The sequence below is a fragment of the Telluria mixta genome, from assembly GCF_029223865.1.
In the GTDB taxonomy this organism is placed as follows: domain Bacteria; phylum Pseudomonadota; class Gammaproteobacteria; order Burkholderiales; family Burkholderiaceae_D; genus Telluria; species Telluria mixta.
The window spans coordinates 4,150,162-4,169,907 of record NZ_CP119520.1 but is presented as its reverse complement, the minus strand read 5'-3'; the positions used below and the strand labels follow the sequence as shown (position 1 = coordinate 4,169,907).

At 65.8% G+C, this 19,746-nt stretch carries 22 protein-coding genes and 1 riboswitch; of the genes, 11 read left to right on the top strand and 11 right to left on the bottom strand.

The window, feature by feature from the left end; translation table 11 throughout:
- Positions 1-156: 156 nt before the first annotated feature.
- Both P0M04_RS18585 and P0M04_RS18580 read left to right on the top strand, forming a co-directional pair.
- Positions 157-885 carry a helix-turn-helix transcriptional regulator gene (locus tag P0M04_RS18585; RefSeq protein ID WP_259447610.1) on the top strand — a complete coding sequence of 243 codons (729 nt, stop codon included), beginning with the start codon at positions 157-159 and terminating at the stop codon, positions 883-885.
- A complete protein-coding gene (locus P0M04_RS18580) occupies positions 878-1,330 on the top strand; it encodes a hypothetical protein (protein WP_259447611.1) in 453 nt (150 codons plus the stop codon). The genes P0M04_RS18585 and P0M04_RS18580 overlap by 8 nt, the downstream gene beginning before the upstream one ends.
- 33 nt (positions 1,331-1,363) lie before the next feature.
- Here the strand turns inward: P0M04_RS18580 and P0M04_RS18575 are convergent, their stop codons facing one another.
- The 4 genes from P0M04_RS18575 to P0M04_RS18560 form a co-directional block, all read right to left on the bottom strand.
- Positions 1,364-1,747 (bottom strand): type II toxin-antitoxin system VapC family toxin, encoded by a 384-nt coding sequence (locus P0M04_RS18575; RefSeq protein ID WP_259447612.1) that lies wholly within the window; start codon positions 1,745-1,747, stop codon positions 1,364-1,366.
- Entirely contained in the window at positions 1,744-1,947 is a 204-nt protein-coding gene (locus tag P0M04_RS18570) for a type II toxin-antitoxin system VapB family antitoxin (protein ID WP_259447613.1), read from the bottom strand. The genes P0M04_RS18575 and P0M04_RS18570 overlap by 4 nt, the downstream gene beginning before the upstream one ends.
- A 491-nt stretch (positions 1,948-2,438) precedes the next feature.
- Positions 2,439-2,729: a hypothetical protein gene (locus tag P0M04_RS18565; protein WP_259447614.1), complete on the bottom strand. Its 291-nt coding sequence runs from the start codon at positions 2,727-2,729 to the stop codon at positions 2,439-2,441.
- A 10-nt stretch (positions 2,730-2,739) separates the two neighbouring features.
- Positions 2,740-2,934: a hypothetical protein gene (locus tag P0M04_RS18560; protein WP_259447615.1), complete on the bottom strand. Its 195-nt coding sequence runs from the start codon at positions 2,932-2,934 to the stop codon at positions 2,740-2,742.
- Positions 2,935-3,195: 261 nt separating this feature from the next.
- On the opposite strand from P0M04_RS18560, the gene P0M04_RS18555 reads away from it, so the two are divergent.
- From P0M04_RS18555 to P0M04_RS18545, 3 genes are all read left to right on the top strand, one after another.
- Positions 3,196-3,321, top strand: a complete 126-nt coding sequence (locus tag P0M04_RS18555) for a hypothetical protein (protein ID WP_259447616.1) — start codon at positions 3,196-3,198, stop codon at positions 3,319-3,321.
- Positions 3,322-3,410: 89 nt separating this feature from the next.
- Entirely contained in the window at positions 3,411-4,364 is a 954-nt protein-coding gene (locus P0M04_RS18550; RefSeq protein WP_259447617.1) for a DMT family transporter, read from the top strand.
- Between the two features lie 62 nt (positions 4,365-4,426).
- Positions 4,427-4,768, top strand: a complete 342-nt coding sequence (locus P0M04_RS18545; protein WP_259447618.1) for a DUF4124 domain-containing protein — start codon at positions 4,427-4,429, stop codon at positions 4,766-4,768.
- Here P0M04_RS18545 and P0M04_RS18540 read toward each other — a convergent pair.
- From P0M04_RS18540 to P0M04_RS18525, 4 genes are all read right to left on the bottom strand, one after another.
- Positions 4,765-7,725, bottom strand: coding sequence for a putative bifunctional diguanylate cyclase/phosphodiesterase (locus P0M04_RS18540; protein WP_259447619.1), 2,961 nt, complete (start codon positions 7,723-7,725; stop codon positions 4,765-4,767). The two genes, P0M04_RS18545 and P0M04_RS18540, sit on opposite strands and share 4 nt — an antisense overlap.
- Positions 7,726-7,825: 100 nt before the next feature.
- Entirely contained in the window at positions 7,826-8,599 is a 774-nt protein-coding gene (locus tag P0M04_RS18535) for a hypothetical protein (protein WP_259447620.1), read from the bottom strand.
- A gap of 132 nt (positions 8,600-8,731) precedes the next feature.
- The gene (locus P0M04_RS18530; RefSeq protein WP_259447621.1) at positions 8,732-9,583 is read right to left on the bottom strand and encodes a PhzF family phenazine biosynthesis protein; all 852 of its coding nucleotides are present in this window, start codon (positions 9,581-9,583) and stop codon (positions 8,732-8,734) included.
- Between the two features lie 25 nt (positions 9,584-9,608).
- Positions 9,609-10,505, bottom strand: a complete 897-nt coding sequence (locus P0M04_RS18525) for a LysR family transcriptional regulator (protein ID WP_259447622.1) — start codon at positions 10,503-10,505, stop codon at positions 9,609-9,611.
- Between the two features lie 194 nt (positions 10,506-10,699).
- Between P0M04_RS18525 and P0M04_RS18520 the strand changes: the two genes are divergently transcribed.
- Entirely contained in the window at positions 10,700-11,908 is a 1,209-nt protein-coding gene (locus P0M04_RS18520; protein ID WP_259447623.1) for an MFS transporter, read from the top strand.
- Between the two features lie 16 nt (positions 11,909-11,924).
- A complete protein-coding gene (dkgB, locus tag P0M04_RS18515) occupies positions 11,925-12,728 on the top strand; it encodes a 2,5-didehydrogluconate reductase DkgB (RefSeq protein ID WP_259447624.1) in 804 nt (267 codons plus the stop codon).
- Between the two features lie 6 nt (positions 12,729-12,734).
- Here the strand turns inward: dkgB and P0M04_RS18510 are convergent, their stop codons facing one another.
- Positions 12,735-13,442: a glutathione S-transferase gene (locus P0M04_RS18510; RefSeq protein ID WP_259447625.1), complete on the bottom strand. Its 708-nt coding sequence runs from the start codon at positions 13,440-13,442 to the stop codon at positions 12,735-12,737.
- A gap of 249 nt (positions 13,443-13,691) precedes the next feature.
- Between P0M04_RS18510 and P0M04_RS18505 the strand changes: the two genes are divergently transcribed.
- Positions 13,692-14,648, top strand: a complete 957-nt coding sequence (locus P0M04_RS18505; RefSeq protein ID WP_259447626.1) for a DUF535 family protein — start codon at positions 13,692-13,694, stop codon at positions 14,646-14,648.
- Positions 14,649-14,759: 111 nt separating this feature from the next.
- Positions 14,760-14,859, top strand: a riboswitch (TPP riboswitch).
- Positions 14,860-14,943: 84 nt separating this feature from the next.
- Positions 14,944-17,079: a TonB-dependent siderophore receptor gene (locus tag P0M04_RS18500; RefSeq protein WP_259447627.1), complete on the top strand. Its 2,136-nt coding sequence runs from the start codon at positions 14,944-14,946 to the stop codon at positions 17,077-17,079.
- Positions 17,080-17,140: 61 nt separating this feature from the next.
- On the opposite strand, the gene P0M04_RS18495 is transcribed toward P0M04_RS18500, so the two are convergent.
- Complete coding sequence (locus tag P0M04_RS18495) at positions 17,141-17,695, bottom strand: AAA family ATPase (protein WP_259447628.1); 555 nt, start codon at positions 17,693-17,695, stop codon at positions 17,141-17,143.
- Complete coding sequence (gene pnuC / locus P0M04_RS18490) at positions 17,692-18,309, bottom strand: nicotinamide riboside transporter PnuC (protein ID WP_259447629.1); 618 nt, start codon at positions 18,307-18,309, stop codon at positions 17,692-17,694. The genes P0M04_RS18495 and pnuC overlap by 4 nt, the downstream gene beginning before the upstream one ends.
- 185 nt (positions 18,310-18,494) lie before the next feature.
- On the opposite strand from pnuC, the gene P0M04_RS18485 reads away from it, so the two are divergent.
- Together P0M04_RS18485 and P0M04_RS18480 are read left to right on the top strand one after the other, a co-directional pair.
- Entirely contained in the window at positions 18,495-18,779 is a 285-nt protein-coding gene (locus P0M04_RS18485) for a hypothetical protein (RefSeq protein WP_259447630.1), read from the top strand.
- A gap of 152 nt (positions 18,780-18,931) precedes the next feature.
- Complete coding sequence (locus P0M04_RS18480) at positions 18,932-19,741, top strand: efflux RND transporter periplasmic adaptor subunit (protein WP_259447631.1); 810 nt, start codon at positions 18,932-18,934, stop codon at positions 19,739-19,741.
- Positions 19,742-19,746 lie beyond the last annotated feature (5 nt).

Here is a 19,746-nt window from a genome sequence, read left to right as displayed (position 1 = left end):
TTTGCACTTGGAGGAGACAGAGGAGACCTGCGCCCGAAGGCGCTGAATCAGGATGACAAATTGGGACGGCGGCCGCGCCTGCAAGGGGTCACTTGCCTCATATTTTTCCCGTCGACTTGTAGGCCTCGTCGGACAATCACTGATAGACTGCCCGCCATGGATACCGACCTCCACCTGCGCACCTACGGCGCCGACATCGTCGCCGACCGCCACGTATTCGCCCAGCTGGTGCTGCCCGTGAGCGGCGCCGTGCTGCTCGACATCGAAGGCCGCCAGCAACGGCTCGACCCGCTGCGCGCCGCCTGCGTCGCGCCGAACGCCTGGCACGCCCAGTGCGGCATCGGGGCCAACCGGTCGCTGATCCTGGACGTCGAACCGGACGCCATGTCGCACCCGGCCTGGGACCGCATGCTGGACCGCCCGTTCATGACGCTCGGCCCGGGCGCGCGCAAGCTGGTCGAATTCATGGGCATGATGCGCACACAGGCGTTCGACCGAGGCCTGCTGCGGGGCTGGATGCCGCTGCTGCTCGACACCATCGCGCTGGACGCACCCCGCCCCGCTTCCCGCCTCGCCGCGCTCATGGCCCGGGTCGAAGCGGAGCCCGGCCTCGCCTGGACGACGGACTCGATGGCGCGCTGCGCGGGCCTGTCCGTCAGCCGTCTGCATGCCCTGTTCCGCGCCGAGCTGGACACGAGCCCGCACGCGTGGCTGCGCGACGTGCGCCTGGCGCGCGCGCAAGCGTGGCTGGCCGACACGTCGCGCTCCATCGCCGACATCGCGCTGGCGGCCGGGTTTTCGGACCAGAGCGCGTTGACGCGGGCGCTCAGGGATGTGACGGGGATGACGCCTGGGGCGTATCGGCGGGCTCAGCGCAATGACTGAGCGTGTGATGTGTCTCGCGCGGCTCATTGCAGTCGTGGCCGGACTCGGCTGCAGTGCATCCGTCCTCGCGGAGCCGGTGCCTTTTGCCGGACGCTGGCTCGCGGACGATCAGGCGGCATCGCCCTACACGAACCTCACGGTAAAGGGCGACACCATCTCGTGGCACGGGCGGGACAAATCGGTGCCGAAGTGCGTGCGGCAATTCGCGGTACAACAGGAAAGGCCGGGCACGGTGTACACGAATGCGCGCGGCACGAAATTCATCGCCGGGTTCAAAGGCAGCATACCGACGTATCTGCTGCAGCTGGATGGCGGCACCTGCGGCAGCGGCAGCTCGGCCGTGAGGATCAATTACCCGCTGATCTACGACACCCAACATATCGAATTGATCGAGTACGCGGCCGGGAAGCCGGTGGGGGCGCAACGGTTTCACCGCAAGAAATGAAAGCAGCCGGCCGAAGGCTGGCGTTTTGAACACCTATTGAAGCGCCGGCAGAAAAGCAGCGCCGAACCGTTGCGCCAACTGTGCCAGGCGCCTGTCCAGCGACCACAAGCGCGCTCCTGGCGTGAGCAGCGTCGACGCCAGCAGAGCCAGGCCGACCACGCCGCATCCCAGACCATACAACTGCTCGCGCTCGATGAAACCCCGGACCTCTTCCAGCGCCGCCTGACGCGCCTGAGGCAATGTCGCGATATCTGCCAGCGCACGGGACCGCGGCGTCGGCGGCGTGCCGCACGCGAGCTCGGTCACGATCAACGGATGGGACAAGACCCGGTCCAGCGTCAACAGGCTGACCAGATCCTCGTTGCGATTGCGGATGTGGTCTACCCATACCGAGGTATCGACCAGGACATCATTCATTCCTCCGGCCCGCCCGACCGGCGGGGTATGTCCGCCATATCGGGCGCCGTCCCGCCAAGACTGGCAAGTCGCCGCGCGGCCTGGACGCGCACAAAGGTTTTGATTGCTTCCCGAAACAGGTCGGCCTTGTCCATGTCCGGATCCGCCATTTCCAACGCTTTCTCGTACAGCGCGTCGTCAATTGTCACTGTGGTTCGCATCGATCTCCTCCGGGCATCAAAGATGGAGACATTGTGCATCAGAGGCGCATCTTCACAAGCGAGCCTGGACGGGCACGACAGGCCGGAACCGACCCATACCGGACGTTAGCCAATCTTCCTGAGGTTGGAAATCGTTACCTCAACTGATCTGGTTTCTCTATGGACGCGGGCCGAACTGATGACTATCGCATCTTCCGGTCGCGCTCCTGCTACGTAAAGCTCGAAAACGCCATATACATCGTCGAGGCCAGCTCCCAAGGTAAGGCCTGTCTGCCATTCGGCAGGTAGCTGCTGAAATTCCTTAAGTGCCTCGTACGTTGCTACGCGGGCGATTTCTTGTAGCTCATCGAGTTCTTTTCTTTGCCCCATGGGAAACCTTATGTTAGGTCCGCTCCTGGCCGATCTCGGCCGTTCAGCTCAGGATAGCAGGTTGCCGTCAAGGAAAACTCCTTGACTGTCACGACAGGCGGCTTACGCCCCATTGCAGACCTTCACATCACCGTCATCCAGCCGCTGTTGTAAAGCTCGGCAATGAATGCATCAATGCAGTTTGGCACCAAATCGAATCCTGCCTGATACCCACCCTTCCGGTGGGCTTCCAGGGTTGAGATGTTCGCCACACCTGGCGCCTTCTCAAGAAACCGCCGCAACGCATCGATGTTGTCGTCAGCGTCTTGATGCCGACGCATAAATCGTTGGGTTTGATACACAGATTGCGCCTTGAGCTGACAGATTAGACGTCCGGTCTTGGCCGATTGCGAAGTTCGCAGAAGGGCAGGCATGGCACGCATATCACTTGGGGCGGCTGCTGTTCAGTCCTAGGTAGCGCCCTTCCTGGTCGACATGCGTCGGATCAACGTCCATCTCGCTGTCCGGTATGGCAGTCAGCTTGTTAAGGACAATGAACTCCATCGTTGCGTAGCCACCCGACAATGACTCGTCATTGTTGATTGGGTGCTGGGCGAAGCGGTAGACTTTTATGGTCATCGTTGCCTCCGGTTTGGACGTTGTGAATATAGCGTTCTTTAATGAACTCACACCCCAACAATGCGAGCTGCGAGCGGGTAACGTAAGAACGCATCATCTCGCTCCGGCCTGTACCCAGACGCAGAGAACAATACAATTTCCCAGGGTAGCTCATTCTCACCTTCAACAGTCCACTTCTGGCCGACAGCGGGACACCGCTAAGTCGAGTGTACGAAAAATGCTATCCTCGCGACAAGTAAAGACCGAACGCAACTGTCAGGAATGAGAGCAAAAAAGATCGCAACCGTTTTACTGGCCATCATCGCCTTCCTGATCGTAGCCGTCTGCCTCGCCGGGCAACTGATCGGCTACGGACTGAAAGAATTCGCAAAAGGCGGCGTCTGCTGAGAGACCCGGTCAAATCGCCAGTAGTTCCCGCCAAGACTCCCCTCCTCCCTCCCCCGACAATGGATGCTTTCCGCATCTGGAGCATCCCCGTGACCACGAACAAAACCCTCCTCGGCATCGCGGCCGGCATCGTCGCCGGCGCGTTCTGGGGCCTCGTCTTCCTCGCACCCAGGCTGGCCGCCGATTTTCCGCCGCTGCAATTGTCCGCCGGGCGCTATCTTGCCTACGGGCTCGTCGCCGCCGTGCTCGTGGCGCCGTCCTGGCGCCGGCTGAAGGGCGCGCTCGGGTGGCGCGAGTGGCGAGCCCTCGCCTGGCTCAGCTTCATCGGCAACATCCTGTACTACGTGCTGCTGGCCAAGGCGGTGCAGACCGGGGGCGTCGCGATGACCGCCTTCGTGATCGGCCTGCTGCCGCTTGCCGTCACGCTCGTCGGCAGCCGCGAGCGGCATTCTCCCACCTTGCGCGAGCTGCTTCCCTCGCTGGCCTGCAGCACGGCCGGGCTCCTCTGCATCAGCTGGCAATCGCTGGTAACGTCCGGCTGGGGCTCGTTGACGGGCCTGCTGTGCGCAGCTGGCGCACTCGTGTCGTGGACGGCGTATGCCGTCACCAACAGCCGCTGGCTGGCCCGGCTCGACCATGTGTCGGCGCAGGACTGGAGCCTGCTGACGGGCGTCGTCACGGGCCTCGAAGCCATCGTGCTGGCCGTGCCAGCATTTCATGGCGACACGTTCGTCCACGCGCACACGGACTGGCTGCGCTTCCTTGGCCTCATCGGCGCGATGGCGCTGTTCTGTTCCGTGCTCGGCAACGGCTTGTGGAATGTCGCGAGCCGCGCGCTGCCGCTCGCGCTCACGGGGCAGATGATCGTGTTCGAGACCATCTTCGCGTCGCTGTACGGCTACCTGTGGGAGGGCCGCTGGCCGGCACCGCTCGAAGCGCTGGCGCTGATGCTGCTCATCGCGGGCGTCGTGATGTGCGCGCGGGCGCATCGCGAAGAGACGCGCGTCACGACGGTGCTGGAAGCGGACATGCGCACTGGGTGAGTCAGCGAACAGAGGCAGGCGGCCGCACCGGGCACGATGGGAACCTAGCACAGGAGAACATCATGAAACGCCCAGTTAGACTGCTGAGCATGATCGCCGCCGCGGTTCTGGCGGCGCCGGCACTGGCCGGCGAGATCGTCAAATGTGTGGACAGCAACGGTCACATCACGCTGACGGACCAGCCCTGCGCGTCCGGTTCGGTCTCTACGCCCGTGTCGCGCGACACCGGCCCGTTGCCGGCGCAGCGCCACGTGCTGCCCGCGGCCGAGCTGCCGCGCGTGGCGTGGAAGAAGCCGAATCTCGCGGCGCCGGTGAAGCTGGCGCGCGACATCGCCACCTTGAAGGAGGCACGGCGCATGCTGATGCTGCACGATGCGCGCCCGCGCCTGGCGGGTCTGAATTAAAACAGGTGCTCGTCGTACGGCGCAAACCCGAGGAGTTCCGGCTCGTTGGCCGACGCACCCAGCGTACGCACGAGCTGCAGCACATCGTCGCCCTGGATGAAGCTGGCCGATGAACTCGCGGCCAGCAGTTTTTCCGGCGGCTGCGAGCGCGCCACAGCATAGCCCTGCACGTAGTCGACGCCGATCTCCGCCAGCGTGCGGATCGTGGCGGCGTCCTCGGCCCACTCCGCGATCGTGCGCATGCCCAGGTTGCCGGCCAGGTTGACGATCGCTTCCACGATGGCCACGTTGGCCGGGTGGGCGTTGATGTTGACGATGAAGTTGCCGTCGATCTTGAGCACGTCCGCCGGCAGCTCCTTCAGGTACGAGAACGACGTGTAACCCGCGCCGAAATCGTCCAGCGCCACCTTCACGCCGAAATTGCGCACCTGGTCGATGAAGCGGCGCGTGTTGTCCAGGTCGTGCAGCGCCACGCTTTCCGTGATCTCCATGCACAGGCGGCTCGCCACGTGCGTGTAGCGCGCCAGGATTTCCAGCGTGTCCTGCACGAAGCGCTCGTCGTTGAGCGACGCGCCGGACAGGTTCATGCACACGAAGCGCGTGTTGGTCAGCGATTCCAGGTTATCCTCGATCCACGACAGCGTGGTCGACAGCACCCAGCGGTCGATCACGCCGGCGCGTCCGCTCTTTTCGGCGGCGGCGATCAGGGGACCGGCCGGGGCCACGCGGCCGTCCGCCTCGCGCATGCGCAGCAGCACTTCGAAGTTCAGCGATTCGTACGGCGCGGAGAGCGACATGATCGGCTGCATCTCGAGGAACATGCCCTCGGTGGCGTCGGGACCGGACAGGCGCGCGACCAGGTTCAGTTCGTTGGCACGCTCCTGGAACGCGTTCGAGCCGCGTTCGTACACGACGAGACCTTCGTGGTGGCCGTCCTTCGCCTCGCGGCAGGCGCGGTCGGCGGTCGACACGGCATCCTTCATCGGCATGCCCGGCGACACTTCGATCAGGCCGACGGAGCCGCGCACGTGGAACGCCTTGTCGCCCACGCGGTACGGCGTGCCGCCGATGCGGTCGACGATGCCGCGGCAGATCAGCGACGCCAGCGGGATCGCGGTGTCCGGCATGACGATGACGAATTCGTCGCCACCCACGCGCCCGATCTTCTGGCCGCCGGCGAGGGTCAGCTCCATGCGTTCGCACACCTGCTTCAGCACTTCATCGCCGGCCGCGTGGCCGAACAGGTCGTTGATCAGTTTAAAACGGTCGAGATCGATGTAGGCCAGCGCCAGCGGCTTGCCCGCGTTGAGCAGCTGGGCCGCGCCCTCGAACATCTTTTCGATGCCGCGCCGGTTGAAGACCTTGGTGAGCGGGTCGTTGTTGGCCATGAAGCGCAGTTGCTCGGTGGCCTGGTATTGCTCGGTGACGTCCTGCAGCACGGCTTCCACGCGGCCGCGCGCGAGCGTGGCGCTGACCATGAAGCGCTGGGCGCCGTCGCGGCTGGCGATCTGCATCTCGGCGTCGCTGCGCAGGTGCACCTGTTCCAGCAGTTCCGTCCACAGGCTGTCGGCGAAGAACTGCTTCCACGACGTGCGTCCCGAAACGATCTCGGTGATGCCCAGCATCTTGCGCATGGCCGGGTTGGCGCTCACGATGTTGCCGTACATATCGAGCGTGAACAGGCCGACGGGCATCGCCTCGTAGGCGTGCTCCAGCTTTTCCTGGGCTTCGCGGCGCTTCTGCGTTTCGATGCGCATCTGCTCGGCCACGGCCAGCGCGGCCAGCAGGCTCGATGCGAGCGCCGCGGTCACGCTGTTGATCACGTTCAGCACCTGGTGCATGCCGAGCGCCGCCGACACGACCTCCGCCAGCGAAGCGACATAGGTCAGCGCGAACGACGCCGCGAACCAGCCCGCCACGCGGTTGCGCGAACGGATGATGATCGAGACGAGGCCCAGCGTCATCAGCGAGAAGCCGAAGGCCATGATGACCCACAGCATCGGCAGGAACGTCCCGTACGGCATGGTGACGGCACCGACGAGCAGCGGGATGCACGCCCATTGCGTGATGCGCAGCGGGATCGCCCAGCGCGTCTTGACGAGCTCCTCGCGGAACAGGGCCTGGTACAGCGTGAGCGTGGACACGCCGTACAGCGCGATCGTCAGCGAGCGGCCCAGCAGCATCCATTGCGGCGGCACGGTCATGCCCAGCCACTGGATGTCCCAGCCGGCCGACAGCCCGGCGATGCGCAGGTTCAGGAGCAGCCAGCCGGAGAACAGGACGTACAGCGGCTGGCGGTTGATGAGCGCCGTGATCAGGACGAACAGCGACAACACGATCATGCCGCCGTCGAGCAGGCCCGACTTGCGGTGGTAGCCCTCGACGGACAGGTCGAATTGCGTCTCCGGCCATTGCACGACGTTGACGCGCGCGGGGCCGGCGAAGGTGCCGCGGCACAGGATCTCGCGCGGCAGATCGGTGAGCTGCAGGGCGAAGCCGGCCTTGGAAGGATGCAGATACGGTGTGCTTTGCTCGCGCGTGGCGGTGCCGAGCGGTTGCAGGGTGGCGGCGTCCCAGCAGGAAATATCGACTGCGTGGCGCGACGGGAATTCGATCACGTCGCCGACGATGCTGCCGGTCGCACGCGGCCGCGTGCTGAAGCGGAACCACACGGGAGCTTCGGACAGATGCGTGTCGAAGTACGACACCGGGACGGCGGCATGCAGGCGCGCGTTCGCCGCGGGCGGGCTCAGCGGCGCCGTTTCCTTCAGGACGCGGATGTCGCGCGCATCGCTGCTGCCCGACACATACTGGCTGTCCCAGCACACGAGGGCAACGATCGAGACGACACCGATCGCGATCGGAATCAGATAGTAGGCGAACGTCCGGAACGTCAGGTCAAGCGCCGACTGCGCCAGGCCCGGCAGTTTCCAGCGACCGGATGATGTGAATTGCATGAGTATCTGCGAAGCTCGTAATGCGGCCCGTTGGCGCGGGCGGCCATTATTGTCTCGCAAGGATACAGCTTTACAGTAGTGCCGTCATGCAATTAATGGATCAGGCAACAAGTTCATGCCAATCCGATGCCTGCCTTACAACACCCGTACGACCCGCATTGGGCAGGGGCGGCCGCACGCCGGCCCGGCCGCTGACGTCGATATCCGGATGGTGCGTGTGGCAGAAGAAGTTCAGCAGCGGGTGCTGCGCGGCCGTCCAGCGTTCCTCGATCGTCGTGATGTCGAACGCCATGATCCGGTGCGGAATATTGCCCACGTGGCGCAGCGGGACGAAGCCCACTTCCGGGAAGACGTCGACGAAGGTCAGCTGCTCGTACTGGCGGTCGATCGGCGCGCGCCCCGTCGCCAGCGCCCAGTGGATGCCGTTCTGCTGGCAATACATGACGCCGGCCTTCAACAGCGCGGTCTTGACCATGCGTCCGATACGGCCGTTGTCCACGCCCAGGCGACTCATCTCGGCCAGGGGCTGGCCACGCAGCCAGTCGGGCAGCTCGACGGACTCTTCGACGTGCAGCGTCTCATGCAGGTTCGTCTGCATGCGGGCCGTGCCCAGCGGGGCGCCGTCCAGCTTGGATTCGGCGAGGAAAACGATTGCGTCGTCGCCGTAGTCAGAAGATTCGGGCTGGCCGAGCTGGCGCGCGAAGTCCGGGACGTGGCGCGCATAGGCCGCGTGACGCACGCGGACGGCTTTCCACAAGTCGGCTTCGTTGTCGACGCGGCGGATGGTAAAGGGCAGGCGTTCGGTCGGCTTGCCCGCGAACCCGGCGGGGGCTGTCATGACGGGGCGAAGAACGCCGGGGTGGCGCATTTCCATGTTGACTCCTGTGTTGATGTTCAGAAACGTATCGTGCTTTGAACTTTATCAACGTTGCAGGGGTTAACAATTTGTCGAAAAAGCGTGTCTTTTGCCCCTATTTCAATTTTCAATAAATCATGATCAATTTCATTAGTCTTTCACCAACATTCTTGCCGTCCCGCTAACGCGGATCGAACCGCCCTGTTCCGGACCGATTTCGGCATGCAATAACGACCGCATTCCCATGTCCTCGCCCTGCACGACGTCGATGGCGCCGCCGTGCGGCCAGCCGAGGTCGCGTAAATACCCGGCCAGCGCGGCCGTCCCCGCACCCGTGGCCGGGTCCTCGTAGACGCCCCCGATGGCGAATGGATTGCGGGTATGAAAACGTTGCGGCGTTTCAACATAGGCCAGCACGATCGTCGTCAGGCCGTATTTCGCCATCAGCGCACGGCCGGCCTCCAGGTCGTAGCGCATGGCGGCCAGCAGGTCGCGGCTGGCCAGCGCCAGAACGAGGTGGTTCGCGCCCGCGTGTGCGAGGCCGGGCGGAATGCGCGGGTCGAGGTCCGCATCGTGGTAACCGAACAACAACAATGCCTCCGCGACAAGCTCCGGCGTGGCCGGCCGGCTCCACGTCGGCGGCGATTGCAGCGCGGCGGCTACCCGTTCCCCTTCGCGCCGTCCTTCGACCGTGATGCCGGCATCGTTCAGGGCCAGGGCATACACGCCGTCACCCTCGCGCCGGGCCAGTGCGGCGCCGAGTGCGATCGTCGCGTGGCCGCAGAACGGCACTTCGAACGCCGGCGAGAAATAGCGCACGCGCCAGCCCTCCCCTTCCTGCGCCGCGAACACCGTCTCCGAGTAACCGACCGCGTGGGCCAGGCGCTGCATCTCGTCCGCCGGCGGGAGAGACTCTCCGATCCAGACGCCGGCCGGATTGCCGCCGGCGTCGCCGTCCGAGAATGCGGCGATACGAAGGATGTGCGAGGTCGTGATGGTCATGCGGTCTCCTTGTTGGGGTGAATGATCAGGGTTCGAGCACGCCGGCCAGCCGATCGGCCAGGAAGTCGACGAACGCCTTTACGCGCGGCGCCAGCGCGCCCTGCTTGTAGAACACGGCCCACACGGGCTGGGTCCACGGCAGCGCCGCCTCCTCCAGCACCGGCACGAGGCGGCCCGCGGCGATGTCGGCGCGTGTGAGAAAGTCGGACAGGCTGACGATGCCCGCGCCCTGCAGCGCGAGGTGGCGGACGGTCCCGCCGCTGGTGGCCGTCACGTGCGGCGCGATGCGCCAGCCTTCTTCGGTTCCCGCGCGCAGCGGCCACGTGTTCAGCGACGCGGGCGCGACGAAGCCGGCCAGGCGGTGCTTTGCCAGGTCTTCCACGCGCTGTGGTACGCCATGGCGTTCGAGGTAGCCGGGGGCGGCCAGCACGCGGATGCGGCTGCGGCCCAGGCGGCGGGCATTCAGCGTGGAGTCGGCCAGGTGGCCGATGCGGATGGCGACGTCGGCCTTTTCCTCGATCAGGTCGACGACGGTCTCGCCGCTCGTGAGTTCCACCTGCACCTGGGGGTACGCATCGAAAAAGGCCGCCAGCTGCGGCGCGATCAGGTGGTCCAGGGTCGGCGTCGCCGCGTTCACGCGCACGAGGCCCGCGGGTTGCGCACGCGCGAGGGCGGCCTGCGATTCCGTCTCTTCCAGCTCGGCGAGGATGCGGCGCGCGCGGGCCAGCAGCCAGCTGCCTTCCTCGGTGAGGTCGAGGCGGCGCGTCGTGCGGTGGATGAGGGTCATGCCGAGCTGCTGCTCCAGGCGCGCAATGGTGCGCGACACGCCGGATGGCGTCTGCCCCAGTTGCTGCGCCGCGTTGGAAAACGAACCCGTGTCGATCACGGCGACGAATGCAATCAACGCGCCCACGTCCAGCATCTTTGCTCCCAGGTCAAAAGTCTATTGTACGGCGACGGGTTTTTCTTTGTAGACCGGCCGGAGAGAATGCACCTTCGACGCAACCAACGTCGCCCCCGCGAAGGCGGGGGCCCAATTTCGCAAGCATCGCCACGACGCACGCAGAACTTGGATCCCCGCCTTCGCGGGGATGACGGCTTTTTAAGGATAACGATATGCCACTCGCACTTTGGGCCCTCACACTGAGCGCTTTCGCCATCGGCACGACGGAATTCGTGATCGTCGGCCTGATCCCCACCATCGCATCCAGCCTGCATGTATCCGTGCCGTCCGCCGGCCTGCTCGTGAGCCTGTACGCGCTGGGCGTCGCCATCGGCGCACCGGTGCTGACCGCCCTCACCGGCCGCATGCAGCGCAAGACGCTGCTGCTCGGCCTCATGCTGCTGTTCACGGCCGGTAACCTGACCGCGTGGATGGCCCCCGGCTACGCCGCCCTGATGGCCGCGCGCGTGCTGACGGGCCTCGCGCACGGCGTTTTCTTCTCGATCGGTTCGACGATCGCCACGAGCCTCGTGGCCAAGGAAAAAGCGGCCAGCGCCATCGCCCTGATGTTCAGCGGCCTGACCGTGGCCCTCGTGACGGGCGTGCCGCTCGGGACGTTCATCGGCCAGCACTTCGGCTGGCAGATGACGTTCCTGGCCGTCGCGCTGCTGGGCGTGATCGCATTCGCCGGCATCGCCCTGCTCGTCCCGCGCGGCATCGCCGGCAGCAAGCCGTCGAGCCTCCTCACGCAGCTGTCGGTGCTGAAGAAACCGCGCCTGCTGCTCGTGTATGCGATGACGACCCTGGGCTACGGCGGCTCGTTCATCGCCTTTACGTACCTTGCACCGATCCTCGAACAGGTTGCCGGCTTCTCGTCGAACAGCGTGGGCCTCGTGATGCTCGTGTACGGCGTGTCGGTCGCCTTCGGCAATATCTGGGGCGGCAGGCTGGCGGACCGCAAGGGCCCCGTGCGCGCCCTGCAGATCGTGTTCGCGCTGCTGGCCGCCGTGCTGTTCGTCCTGGAGTTTACGGCCGCGAACAAGATCGCCGTCCTCGTCACCGTACTGGCCTGGGGCGCCGTCGCCTTCGGCAACGTGCCGGGCCTGCAGGTTTACGTCGTGCAGCGCGCCGAGCGCGATGCACCCGGTGCCGTCGACGTCGCGTCGGGCCTGAACATCGCCGCGTTCAACGTCGGCATCGCCATCGGCGCGTGGGGCGGTGGCCTGATCGTCGCACACCTCGGCCTGATGCACACGCCGTGGATCGGCGGCCTGATCGTCATCGGCGCCCTCGCCCTCACCACGCTGGCCGGCTGGCTGGACCGGCGCGACCCGGCGCCGCAGCACGCCACCCGCGGCGAACGCGCCGTCGCCATGCATTGAATTGAAAGGAAACACCATGCACACTATTCCGCAACTGGGCCTCGGCACGTTCCGCCTGAAGGAACGACAGGCCATCGATGCCGTCGCCACCGGCCTGGACCTGGGCTACCGTCACGTCGACACGGCGCAGATCTACGGCAACGAGGCCGAGGTCGGGCAAGCCCTGGCAGAATCCGGCGTGCCCCGCGCCGACGTCTTCGTCACCACCAAGATCTGGACGGAGAACCTGGCAGCAAGCCGCCTGCGCGCCAGCCTCGAAGACAGCCTGGCCAAGCTGCGTACCGACTATGTCGACCTCACGCTGATCCACTGGCCGTCGCCCGGCGCCGCGGTGTCCGTCGCGGAATCGATGGAAGCGCTGCTGGCCGCGCGCGAGGCCGGACTGACGCGTGCCATCGGCGTATCGAACTTCCCGATCGCCCTGCTCCGCGACGCCATCGCCGCCGTGGGCGCGGACAACATCGCGACGAACCAGGTCGAGCTGCATCCGTTCCTGCAGAACCGCGCGCTGGATGCGTTCATGGTCGATGCCGGCATCCACCTGACCGCGTACATGCCGCTCGCCTACGGCAAGGTGATGGAAGACCCCACCATCGCCCGCATCGCGCAGGCGCACGGCGCGACGCCGGCCCAGGTGGCGCTGGCGTGGTCGATGGCGAAGGGCCATGCCGTGATCCCGTCGTCGACGCAGCGTACGAACCTGGAGAGCAACCTGCGGGCCCGCGACCTGATCCTGTCGCGGCAGGACATCGCCGCCATCGATGCGCTGGACCGGGGCGAGCGCCTCGTCAGCCCCGACTTCGCGCCGGCGTGGGACTGACGGCGCTTATTTATCCAGCTCTTTATAGTGGCGGAAGATCCCTTCCTCGTTGAAGGGAATCCGCCGCGGCGATTTCAGATAGGCCGCGATGCGCGGCCGTGCGGCCACCCGGTCGTGCAGGGCCGTCAGCAGCGGATAGCCCGCGTCGACGCGGCCCAGCGCCTTGGGGAAGGCGTAGCGCAGGCCCGCGACGAGCTGGAACAGCGACAAGTCCGCATACGTGACCGTGTCCCCCAGCAGATAATCCTTCGGCTCGGGCCGGGCCAGGATGTTCTCGAACCAGTCGAAGAATTTCGGGATGCGCGTGTCGATGAAATCGGCCGACCGGCGCTTCGCTTCCGGGCGCTGGTCCTCGAAATACAGCGACGTCGCGATCGGGTGGTGCGTGTCGTGCGTCTCGGCCACCAGGTCGGCAATGGTCAGCTGGATCTGGTTCACCCAAAATTTACCTTGCACATCCTGCGGCGCCAGGCCGTGGCGCTCGCCCAGGAACATCAGGATGTTGGCGGTCTGGCCCACCGTCACGTCGCCCGCCTTCAGGAACGGCGGCGCGAACGACGGGTGGTCGGCGCCGTCCATCGCCGCGATCATGCGCCCCATGCCGCCCGGCTCGCGCGCCACGTCCACGTACTGCACCCCTGCTTCTTCCAGCGCCAGGCGCACGAATTCGCCGCGGCCCTGGATGCTCGGCCAATAAAAAAGTTCATACACCATGCCACGCTCCTCATCTTGTTCGGTCTGACTCAATTATCGAGCAGGATTTTGATGTTCGGCGCGGCAATCGTGCTAGTCTTGCGTCTGGCGCTTGCCTGACAAAAGATTAATAAAAAGAGAGACATGAAAACAAGAATTGATAACGGGATGGGGCATCGGAGGCTCCGATCTTGACTTGCTGAACGATTCATTCCCGTTAAGCAAGCTACACAAGACGAATTCACCGATAACGATTGCCCGGAGCGCATCATGATTTTCGCTCACCTGACCAAACACTGGATGGCCCGTCGCCGCCAGCACAGCCTGTCGTCGTGGGTGCTGTGCATCGCGCGCAGCCTGCGCGTGCTGGCGTATTACCGCGACCACCGCGCGCTGTGCCAGCTCGGCGTCTACCGCAACCACGTCGCGAAAGACGCCAGCGAGGACCTGTTCCATCACCTCAGTCACCGCGATTACCTCATCAAGGGCTTGAGTCCGCGCCAGCGCGTGCAGGCCGTGCTGAGCCACTACCGGTTCGAGGAAACGACGTTCAACGACGGCTACCTGGACGCCGTCTACGGCCAGCGCGGCCTGCCCCTGTGGCACCACCAGGATGACGGCAGCACCTTCATGATCCAGCTCGAGATGGCCTCGCGCAGCAATGCCGAAGGCGACCTGACTCTCGCCCTCATCGCGGACGGCAAATGCCTGCACCGCCTCTCCTTCAGCTGGCTCGAAGGCGACATGGTGGGCGTCGACATGCCCGTCGTCGCGTTCATCGCGCGCAACCAGGGCCGCTGGATCGATTCCGGCGCCGCGTTCGAAGCGTTCGAGCGCGTCTTCCCGAACAACTCGCCCAGTTTCTTTTGCTTCGCAGCCATGCAGGGCATCGCACTGGCGCTCGGCATGGACAAAGTGGTCGCAATCCGCAGCGACGCGCATATCGCCTACGATCCCGATCCGGAAAAACATTTCGCCAACGCGTATGACGGCTTCTGGAAGATCCTCGGCGGCGAGGAGATGCCTGGCCGCGACGGCTATCTGATCCCGCTGCCGTTCTACGTGAAGCCGCTGTCCGAGATGCCGTCCAAGCACCGCAAGCGCGCGGCGCTGCGGCGCGAGCACTGGCGCCTGATCGGCGACGCGTCCCGCGCCGTCATCCAGCGCCATCTGCTGCATGCGCGCGCGCATGTGGTGCATCCGGCGGCGGTGCCCGAGCCGGCCTGATCCGCATGAACGGGGCCGGCGACGTCACGCTGGCCTCGTGCGGGAACCATTCGCTTTACAACATGTCTATTGACAGACGCACCACCATGGGGCGCGTCTGTGCTACACTCGCGCCTTCGCTAGGGGTCCTGGGAGTTCGCTTCCCGGGTGAGAGATACCCTTCGTACCTGATCTGGATAATGCCAGCGAAGGAAAGCGCAACGCAGTTCCCATCCTTGTTTGCCCTTCTCCCCGTTGGCTCCGGCTTTTAAAAAAAGCAGCGCGCCCATTGCCGGCGCGCGAAAACGAGCAAACCATGAACCGTCAACTGAAGTACTCCATCCTGGCCTGCGCGCTGATGCAAGCGTACGCGCACGTCGCCTACGCGCAGGTACAAGACACCCGCCCCGTCGCCGAAGTCGTCGTGACGGGCAACCGCTTCATCGCCGTCGACCGCGCCAGCGTCGGCGGGTTCGGCGAAGCGTCGCTGTTCGACACACCGGCCTCCATCACCGCCATCGGCCGCACGCAGATGCAGGACCTGTCGATCCGTTCGACGACCGAGGCGATGCGCTTCGACGCGTCCGTCGCCGACGCCTACAACGCCGTCGGCTATGCCGAGCAGTTCTCGATCCGCGGCTTCGCCCTCGACAACAACTACAGCTACCGCAAGGACGGCTTCGCGATCCCGGGCGACACCCAGATCCCGCTGGAGAACAAGGAACGCATCGAAGTGCTGAAAGGCCTCGCGGGCCTGACGGCCGGCATCGCCACGCCGGGCGGCATCGTCAACTACGTGACCAAGCGCCCGACGAATGCGCCGCTGCGCTCCGCGACCGTGGAAGTGTCCGAGCGCGGCACCCTGTACGGTACCGTGGACCTGGGCGGCCGCTTCGAGGACCGCCGTTTCGGCTACCGCATCAACGCGGCCGCCGCCGACCTGCATCCGTACGTGCGCGGCGCGAACGGCGACCGCCAGTTCGTGTCCGCCGCCTTCGACTGGCAGATCACGCCGGATGCGCTTCTGCAGCTGGACATGGATTACCAGCGCAAGGCCCAGATCACGGCGCCCGGCTTCCAGCTGATCCAGGGTACGACGTTGCCGACCGGCGTGTCGGCCAGGATGCTGCTGAACGACCAGCCGTGGACGCGTCCCGTCACGACGAAGGACAGCAACGTCGGCCTGCGCTTCGAGTACAAGCTGGCGCCGGACTGGCTCGCAACGGTGTCCGGCAACAAGCACTGGTTCAAGCGCGACGACTTCACCGCCTTCCCGTACGGCTGCAGCAACGAGGGCGCGGGCTATTATCCGGGCTACTGCGCGAACGGCGACTACGACGTCTACGACTACCAGAGCACGGGCGAGCGCAAGTCGCCGTGGGGCGTGCAGGCGCAGGTGCAGGGCAAGTTCGCGACCGGCGCAATCCGCCATGCGCTGACCGTCGGCGCGTCGTATGCGGAGCGCCACGACAGCTTCGGCGACTACGTCTACGACTACGTCGGCTACAGCAATATCTGGAACCCGCTCGTGACGCCGCACGTCGCCGCAGACCGCGTGACGGGCCCCGTGTTCGAGCGCCGCAGCGACGACGAACGCGCCCTGTTCGCCCAGGACATCGTGAGCCTGACGGACCAGTGGACCCTGCATGCGGGCCTGCGCCGCGTCGAGATCAAGCGCAGCGAATACGTCCCCGACATCAACGGTTACGTGCACGGCAACGATTCGTTCCTGCTGCCGAGCGTGGCCGTCGTGTTCAGCCCCGCCCGCGACTGGAACGTGTACGGCGCCGTCAGCCACGGCCTGCAGCACGGCGGCATCGCGCCGATGCAGACGACGAACGAGAACGCGGTGCTGGCCCCGCAGCGCTCGCGCCAGGTCGAGATCGGCGCGAAGGCCGCGCTGGACAACGGCATCAACCTGTCGGCCGCACTGTTCCAGATCCGCCAGGGCCTGGAGTACACGGATGCGAACAACACGTTCGTGCGCAACGGTAAAGAAACGCACCGCGGCATCGAGCTGACCGCGCAGGGCAAGGCGACGCCGGCGCTGGACTGGAGCGTGTCGCTGATGGCGCTGAACACGCGCCAGGAAGGCACGGGCCAGGCGAGCGTCGACGGCAAGCGCGTGACGGACGTCCCCGCGTTCAAGTCGACCGCATGGGTGCAGTACGCCGTGGCGGCGATCCCGGGCCTGAAGCTGGACGGCACGTGGCAGTACTCGGGCAAGAAGGCGTTCGACGTCGAGAACACCGTGTTCGTGCCGGACTATCACGTGTTCGGCATGGGCGCGTCGTACGGCCTGAAATGGGGCACGACGAACGTCACGATGCGCGCACGCGTGGAGAACCTGTTCGACAAGTTCTACTGGCGCGACGTGACGCCGGCGCTGGGCGGCTATCTGCTGCCGGGTGCGCCAAGGACGTTCCGGGCGTCGGCGCAGTTTGATTTCTGAGTTAGCCTAAAAACCGTCATCCCGCGAACGCGGGGATCCATACTGAGGTGACTTCGGATGCTCAGTATGGGTTCCCGCTTTCGCGGGAACGACGGGTGGGAGGGCCAATCAACGCTTCCACCTGCGCCATCCGCGCCTCCAGCTCCCCCGTCAGCAGCGCGAACGGAATCCGCCGCGCATCCAGCACGTCCACGAGCTGCGCATGCACGCGCTGCCTCACCGCCTCCGACTCGCGCTGCAAACCGTCCGGCACCCACGGCAGATCGGGCGCCGCGACGAGCGTGAACGCGTAGTCGTGCCCAGCTTCCAGCGCCAGCAGGTCGGGCGGCACGCGGCCCCAGTAGATGCGGCTGTACACGGCCGTCATCAGCGGCGTCGTATCGACGAACAGGAAGTCCCGCACGCGCGGGTCGCACGCGAGCAGCTCCTCGCGCGCACGCTGCGTGCGCGCGATGCCGGGCTGGTCGTCCTCGTGCGGCACGCGCGCGTTCACCTCGACGAACTCGCGCAGGTATTCCGGCACCCACAGCGTGCCGTAGCGCGCCGCCAGCGCCTGCGCCAGCGTCGACTTGCCCGTCGATTCCGCGCCCAGCAGCGCCACGCGTGCAACTGTCATCGCGCGCCCTCGGCCACCGGCATATCGGCGTCCTGCGCCGCATTCGTCCATGCGCGCAGGCCCAGCACGGCCAGCACGACGAACACGGCGTACAGGATCGCCGTCAGGTGCAGGCCCTTGTAGATGTACAGGCCCACGTACAGGATGTCGACGACGATCCACGTATGCCAGTTCTCGATCTTCTTTTTCGCGGTGAGCAGCTGGCCCACCAGGCTGCCCGCGGTGAGGAAGCCGTCCATGTGCGGCACGTCCGTGTCCGTGTACGCCTTCAGGAACGCCGACAGCGCGAAGAAGCCGACGGCCCAGCCGAGCAGCGCCGCGATCCAGCCGGCGCCCGACAAGCGCGTCACGGGCAGCGGCTTGCCCTCGGCGCCGCGCAGCCACTGCCACCAGCCCCAGATCGAGGCGGCGATGAACACGCCCTGCAGGCCGGCATCGCCGTACAGGCGGGCGTCGAAGAACACGACGCCGTACGTGGCCGACGACACGATGGCGAAGAACCAGCCCCAGTGATTGCGCAGGATGGTCAGGACGACCGTCGCGACGGACAGGACGAAGCCGAGCAGTTCGAGCGGCGTGGTGGAAAAGCCCAGCAGGACCAGGGTATCGTTCATGGGCGGACAGTGACAGGTGAGTCGGCGATTATGGAAGGTGGCGCGGGTTTATGCAACCCGACGGCGAGTGTCCGTTTCCGGACACCGCTGCCCGCCAGCGGGCAATGCTCCCACTTGCCCCCAGAGGGAAACCCTGCTGGCACGCGGCTTGCAATACAGGCAGCATCACACTGCCCGCTTTGATCATGGACCAGGCCATCCCGCTCGACATCCTCCGCCGCCGCACCCGCATACGGCTCGCGTCCACGCTCCTCGTGCTCGGGGCCCTGTGCGCCGCCGCGTGGGGCCTGAACCGCGCGCTGCGTCCGGGCGTCTCCGCCGCCGACGTCGTCATCGCGGAGGTCCGGCACGGGAACGTGGACAACACGGTGGGCGCGGCCGGGGTCGTCATCCCCGTGCACGAGGAAGTGGTGGCGAGTCCGGGCGCGAGCCGCGTCGCGAAGGTCCTCGCCAAGCCGGGGCAGCGGTAGCAGCGGGCGACCTGCTGCTGGAACTGGACGACCGCGACATCCGCCTCGCGCTGGAAGCGCTGAAGGAACAGCTCGCGCAGCAGGACAACCGCATCGCGACACTCAGGCAGGAACTGGAACAGAAGCGCACGCAGATCGTCAGCAGCCTCGAATTGCTGGAGATCGACCTGCAGGCCGCGCGCGCGACCCTGGAACGCAACGAGAAGCTGCGCAGCAGCGGCCTCGTCTCGGGCGAAAACCTGCTGACGGCGCAACTGAACGTCAAGCGCACGGAGATCCAGCTGCGCCAGCAGCGCGCGCTGCTCGAGGCGACGCGCCGCACGACGGCCACCAATATCGCCGCCGCCGACCTGCAAAAGGCGATCCTGCAAAAGCAGATCGCGCAGCAGGAGCAGCTGCTGGACCGCACCCGCGTTCGCGCCCCGTTCGGCGGCATGCTCACCTGGCTGCTGGAAGAAGAAGGCGCCAGCGTGGCGGCGGGCCAGCTCGTCGCGCGCGTCTCCGAATTGAACAACTACCGCGTGGAGGCCACGCTGTCCGACTTCCACGCGCGCCAGCTCGCGCCGGGACAGGCCGTGCGCGTGGAACAGAACGGCGAGGTCATGGCCGGCACCGTCCACACGATCCTGCCCGAAATCCAGAACGGCACCATCAAGCTGCTCGTCGACCTGGCCCAACCGCGCAACCCGCACCTGCGTAACAAGATGCGCGTGGACGTCGCCGTCGTCACCGAGCGTCGCACGAACGTGCTCGTGGTCGACAGCGGCCCCGCGTTCAACGGCCGCGGCCCGCAGCCCGCGTTCGTCGTGCACGACGGCGTGGCGCGCAGGACGACCCTCGACCTGGGCGCCGGCGACGGCAAGGTCGTCGAGGTCGCGGCCGGCGCCCGCGCGGGCGAGCGCGTGATCGTCTCCGACACCACCGACTTCAAGAACCGCGACACCATCCGCATCACCCACTGAATCCA